The organism is Frankia sp. AgKG'84/4 (assembly GCF_023242965.2).
Taxonomy (GTDB): Bacteria; Actinomycetota; Actinomycetes; order Frankiales; family Frankiaceae; genus Frankia.
Window position 1 is genome coordinate 1 of the sequence record NZ_JALKFU020000497.1, and the last position, 4,068, is coordinate 4,068.

Annotated in this window: 4 protein-coding genes; 3 read left to right on the forward strand and 1 reads right to left on the reverse strand. The window is 73.1% G+C overall.

Annotated features, from left to right (window positions below; translation table 11 throughout):
- The coding region (locus MXD58_RS21985) for a protein kinase (protein ID WP_374616481.1) at positions 1–712 on the reverse strand (712 nt) is incomplete at its 3' end.
- Positions 713–1,006: 294 nt separating this feature from the next.
- On the opposite strand from MXD58_RS21985, the gene MXD58_RS21990 reads away from it, so the two are divergent.
- From MXD58_RS21990 to lipA, 3 genes are all read left to right on the forward strand, one after another.
- Positions 1,007–1,762 (forward strand): Type 1 glutamine amidotransferase-like domain-containing protein, encoded by a 756-nt coding sequence (locus MXD58_RS21990; RefSeq protein WP_248837186.1) that lies wholly within the window; start codon positions 1,007–1,009, stop codon positions 1,760–1,762.
- 212 nt (positions 1,763–1,974) lie between these two features.
- A complete protein-coding gene (gene lipB / locus MXD58_RS21995) occupies positions 1,975–2,694 on the forward strand; it encodes a lipoyl(octanoyl) transferase LipB (RefSeq protein WP_308302020.1) in 720 nt (239 codons plus the stop codon).
- On the forward strand, positions 2,691–3,674 hold the full coding sequence (gene lipA, locus MXD58_RS22000; RefSeq protein ID WP_248837184.1) for a lipoyl synthase: 984 nt from the start codon (positions 2,691–2,693) through the stop codon (positions 3,672–3,674). The genes lipB and lipA overlap by 4 nt, the downstream gene beginning before the upstream one ends.
- Positions 3,675–4,068 lie beyond the last annotated feature (394 nt).

Genomic DNA, 4,068 nt, shown 5'->3' on the forward strand with positions numbered 1-4,068 from the left:
GGGGGGGGGGGGGGGGGGGGGGGGGGGGGGGGGGGGGCGGGGGGTGGTTTACTGGCGGGGGGGGGGGGCCCCCCCCCCCCGCCAGGGGGGCGGATTCGGGCCCGGTGGCCTCCCGCATCGCCGCCAGCAGCAACGTGGCGAGGTCGCGCACGTCCGCCGCAGCCGCGCCGGGCGGCACCGGATCCGGCCGCGCCGCGTCGACGAGGGCGGCCACCCCGACTCCCGCGAGTACCGGTCGCCCGGTCGCCTCGAGCAGGATGTCCTCTGGTTCCAACCGGCCGTGGACGACCCCGGCCGCGTGCACGGCGGCCAGCGCCTGGGCGATGGGCAGGCCCACGGTGACGACCTCGCCCGGATCGAGGGCGCCGCGCACGGCCAGCAGCCGGGAGAGGCTGATCGCGCCGACGACCGGCCTGGTGATCACGGCAAGCCCGTCGGCGGTCGGCAGCGCCGTCAGCACCGGAACCAGATGCGGATGATCCAGCTCGGCGAGGGCCCGCGCGGCCGCCACGGCCGCCGAGCGCAGCACCGGGTCCGGCGCCAGCCGCACCCGCCGCACGACGCACTCCACGCCGGACTGGTCGAACTGCCCGGCCCAGAGCTCCCCGGCGCCGGCGTCGCGCGGCCGGGAGCGCAGGCTGACTCCCGGAACCTCGGGCTCGCCGTCGGCGCGTCTGACCGGCCTGTCGGCGGAACCGTCGGAGAAAGTCACAAGTAGCGACGCTAGGCGCAAACCAGGTGCAGTAGTACAGGACTTAGCCCGGTTGTGGATAACTTTTTTCGATCTCCGGCCCAGCGAACGGCGACCGACAGCCATGACCAGCGGACGGCGAGGTGGCTGTGGACGGCGCGACTCGCTGTGGACAACGGGCGATCGCGATCATCGCCGACGCGTACGGTCGGGGCGACGCACGAGTCGGGGCGACGCACGAGTCGGGGCGACGCACGATCCTGGCCTGTGCCGCCGCTGAGCCTGTCCCGCCCACCGAGTCCACGGAGTGTCCGAGTGCAGATCCTCGCCACCAGCGCTGGTTTCCTTCCTGACGGCCGGTACGGGGCGCGGGTCGGGCCGGTGCTCACCCACGCGATCGAGCTGGCCGGCGCCAGCGAGCGCCCGCGGGTCTGCCTGCTGCAGACCGCCCTCGGCGACGACCAGGCCGCCTACGCCCGCAGCTACGCGGCCTTCAACCGGGACCGTCCAGACGTGCGCCTGTCCCACCTGGCGTTGTTTCCCATGCCCAACATCCCCGACTTCCGGGCGCACCTGCTGGCGCAGGATGTCGTCTGGGTCGGCGGCGGCAGTGTGGCGAACCTGCTGGCCGTCTGGGCCGCGCACGGTCTCGGCGAGATCATGCGTGAGGCGTGGGAGTCCGGTGTCGTCCTCGGCGGAGTGTCGGCGGGTTCGCTGTGCTGGCACGTCGGCGGCACCACCGACTCGTTCGGCCCGGACCTGCGCCCGGTGACGAACGGGCTGGGCCTGCTGCCGTTCAGCAACACCCCGCACTACGACTCGGAGCCCGGCCGGCGCCCGCTCTACCAGCGCCTGGTCGCCGACGGCACGTTGCCCGCCGGCTGGGCCACCGACGACGGGGTCGGACTGCACTTTCGCGGTACGGAGCTGGTGGAGGCGGTCGCCGACCGGCCCGGGGCGAGCGCCTGGCGGGTCGAGCGGGGAGCGGACGGCGCCGCGGTGGAGACCGCGGTCGAGCCCCGGCTGCTGCCCGACGCGAAGGGCCACGACGGCGCCATCTCCGAGGTCTGACGCCAACGACGCGGGAGACCGACCCGGCCTGACACGTCTGGGCCCGCGCGGCCTGTGAGACCACGCGGCCTGTGAGACCACGCGGCCTGTGAGACCACGCGGCGTGGACCGGCGACGCGTGGCGCAGCGCTGCCGTGGCCTCGCTCGCCGGCAGCACCCGGCGCGTCCGACCTCACCCGGGAGAACGGCCCGTGGAGCGTAGGCTTTCCAGGGTGGATGTGCTGAGGCTTGGCGTGGTTGCGTATCGCGAGGCGTGGGACATGCAGCGTTCGCTCGCCGAGGCCCGTGTGGCCGACGAGATCGACGACACCCTCATCCTCGTAGAACATCCAAGTGTCTACACGGCCGGCCGGCGCACGCAGCCCTTCGAGCGGCCCGCCGACGGCACCGAGGTCGTCGATGTCGACCGCGGCGGCCGGATCACCTGGCACGGTCCCGGCCAGCTGGTCGGCTATCCGATCATCAAGCTTCCCCGCCCGCTGGACGTGGTGGCCTACGTCCGGGCGCTCGAGGAGGCGCTGATCGAATCCTGCGCGGAGTTCGGCCTGCGGACCCGCCGGGTGGAGGGCCGCAGCGGCGTGTGGACGATGGACGGCTGGCGCAAACTCGCCGCGATCGGCGTGCGGGTCCGGGGCGCCGTCACGACCCATGGGTTCGCGCTGACCTGCTCATCCGATCTGGGCGACTTCGGTCGGATCGTGCCCTGCGGCATCGCCGACGCCGGGGTGACGAGCCTGAGTTCCGAGCTCGGCCGCGAGGTGACGGTGGCCGGCGCACGGCCGACGGTGGAAAAGCACACCGTCGCGGTGCTCGGCCGCTACCTCGGCGGGCGCCACCTGGGTGATCGCACGACCGCCCGGGTCGAGCCGGCGCACCCCCTGACGGTCCACAGCGGCCCGTTGACGCCCGAGCGGATGGAGCTGGTCCGATGACCGCCGTCGCCCCCGAGGGTCGGCCGTTGCTGCGGCTCGAGGCCCGCAACGCGCAGACCCCGATCGAGCGCAAGCCGCCGTGGATCCGCACCACGATGCGCACCGGTCCGGAGTACCGCGACCTCAAGGGCCTGGTGCGCGGCGCCGGCCTGCACACGGTGTGCGAGGAGGCCGGCTGCCCGAACATCTACGAATGCTGGGAGGACCGCGAGGCGACCTTCCTGATCGGCGGCGACGTCTGCACCCGCCGGTGTGACTTCTGCCAGATCGACTCCGGCCGGCCCAGCCCGCTGGACCGCGACGAGCCGCGCCGCGTCGCGGAATCCGTGCACACGATGGGCCTGCGCTACGCGACGGTCACCGGGGTCGCCCGCGACGACCTCGCCGACGGCGGTGCGTGGCTGTACGCCGAGACGGTCCGTCAGATTCACCAGCTTTCCGCCGGCACCGGCGTCGAGGTACTCATCCCGGACTTCGGCGGTCGCCCGGACCAGCTCGGCGAGGTCTTCGCCGCGAAGCCCGAGGTCCTCGCCCACAACGTCGAGACCGTGCCGAGAGTCTTCCGGCGGGTCCGGCCGGCGTTCCGCTATGACCGCTCGCTCGACGTGCTGCGCCAGGCCGGCGCCGCCGGGCTCGTCACGAAGTCGAACCTGATCCTCGGGCTGGGCGAGACGCCCGACGAGGTGCACGATGCCATGCGGGACCTGCGGTCCGCAGGCTGCGAGCTGCTCACCGTCACCCAGTACCTGCGCCCGAGCCCGCGTCACCATCCCGTCGAGCGCTGGGTGCGCCCGGAGGAGTTCCTCGACTGGGAGCGCGTCGGGGCCGAGCTCGGCTTCGCCGGGGTGATGTCGGGACCGCTGGTCCGCTCCTCGTACCGGGCCGGACGCCTTTACCAGCAGGCGGTCACCGCACGTGGCAACAGCTTCGGCCAAATGCCCGACCTCCCCGAAAGTGTGCCGGAGACCTCTCACGCCTAGTGACGGACAGACTGGTGACCATCCCACCGACGGGCTAGGCTGCGATGCGTAACGTCACCCGACGTCACGATGCGCAGCATGGTCGTGCGCTGCCGTCCGCTGTCCGCCAGTGTCCTTTGTCCCTGCCGGCCCCGGCTCCATCGCAGTCATGATGTGGGCCGACTCCGTCGCCGGTCGGCCGAGTCCGTCACGTCAGTCAACAAGGTGTGTGCCCACGACCGCGTCCGGGAGGTCGTTCCCACCGTGCTCCGTTCACTGCTCGGCGTCCTGGAGGACGCAGCCCTGCTCGTACTGCCGCACGGCGGCCAGAAGACCGCCCGGCGCAACGCCTGGCGCGCGGCCGCCGACCTGCACGTGACCCGCTACCGCTGGGTCGATCCCGTCGCGGTGACGC